This is a genomic window from Rhodococcus sp. NPDC019050 (genome assembly GCF_055664235.1).
Window position 1 is genome coordinate 1 of sequence record NZ_JBVOON010000051.1, and the last position, 1396, is coordinate 1396.

Genomic DNA, 1396 nt, shown 5'->3' on the forward strand with positions numbered 1-1396 from the left:
GGATCGGACACCACCGACTCGAGGATCCGCACGAACCGCTCCGCAAACCCCTCCACCGTTGCGGCATCGAAAAGCTCGGTCGCATACGTGAACTCGACGCCGAAACCCTGCGACTGCTCACCCGACCCGGCCAGATCGGAGACGGTCACCTGCAGATCGAACTTCGCGATCTGCGCATCGAAGTCGACACCCGACACACTCAACCCCGGCAACTCGAGCTCCGCAGCCGCCATATTCTGGAACGTCAACATCACCTGGAACAACGGATGACGCGCCTGCGAACGCGCAGGATCGAGCACCTCCACCAACCGCTCGAATGGCACATCCGCATGCGCAAACCCGTCGAGATCCACCCGGCGGACCTCATCGAGGAACTCCCCGAACGACACCCCACCATCAACCGACGTCCGCAACACCAACGTATTGACGAACATACCCACCAGATCGTCCAGCGCAGCCTCACCACGCCCCGCGATCGGCGTCCCGATCGCAACATCGGACTGCGCACCCAACCGCGACAGCAACACCGCCAACGCAGCATGCACAACCATGAATTCCGTTGCACCACTGAGACGTGCAAGATCGGTGATACCCGCCCGGACGCGACCATCGATCACGAAACCGTGCGAGGCACCCCGGTAACTCGACACCACCGGACGAGGCCGATCCCCCGGCAACGTCGACTCCTCCGGCAGATCCGCCAAAGCAGCACGCCAGAACTCCGTTTCCCGCGCGAGCAGCGACTCCGGATCCGACTCGTCGCCGAGGACTTCGCGCTGCCACAACGTGTAATCCGCGTACTGGACTTCCAAAGCCGACCACTCCGGGTTCCGGCCCGCGGACCGCGCCGTATACGCCGTCACCACGTCCCTGGTCAACGGTCCCATCGAGAACCCGTCGCTCGAAATGTGATGGACCGCCACCACCAGCACATGCTCGTCCGGCGTGACCCGCAGCAACCGCACCCGGATCGGAACCTGCTGCGTGACATCGAAACCGGCCCCCAGGATCTTGCCGACCCGCCCGGGCACGTCCTCGATGCTCACGTCTTCGACGCGCACCTCGACGATCGAGTCCGAGACAGGCAGGATCTTCTGGAATCCGATTCCGTCGATCTCCGGATACACCGTCCGCAACGACTCGTGCCGCGCCACCACATCCGACACCGCTGCCTGCAACGCATCGACATCCAACGATCCCGACAACCTGATCGCCACCGGAATGTTGTCGACCGCCGACCCCGGATCCAACCGATTCAGGAACCACATCCGCTGCTGCGCCAACGACAACGGCACCTGCGGCGGCCGCACCCGCGCAACCAACGGCACCCCGGCACCCCCACCGGACACCTGCTCCACCCGCCCCGCCAGCTCCCCGACAGTGGCCGCCTCGAACA

Annotated in this window: 1 protein-coding gene; it reads right to left on the reverse strand. The window is 64.5% G+C overall.

Going from position 1 to position 1396, the window contains the following annotated elements; translation table 11 throughout:
- Positions 1 to 1396, reverse strand: a 1396-nt coding sequence (locus AC0B44_RS21225) for a condensation domain-containing protein (RefSeq protein ID WP_471904700.1), incomplete at both ends; no start/stop codon positions are given.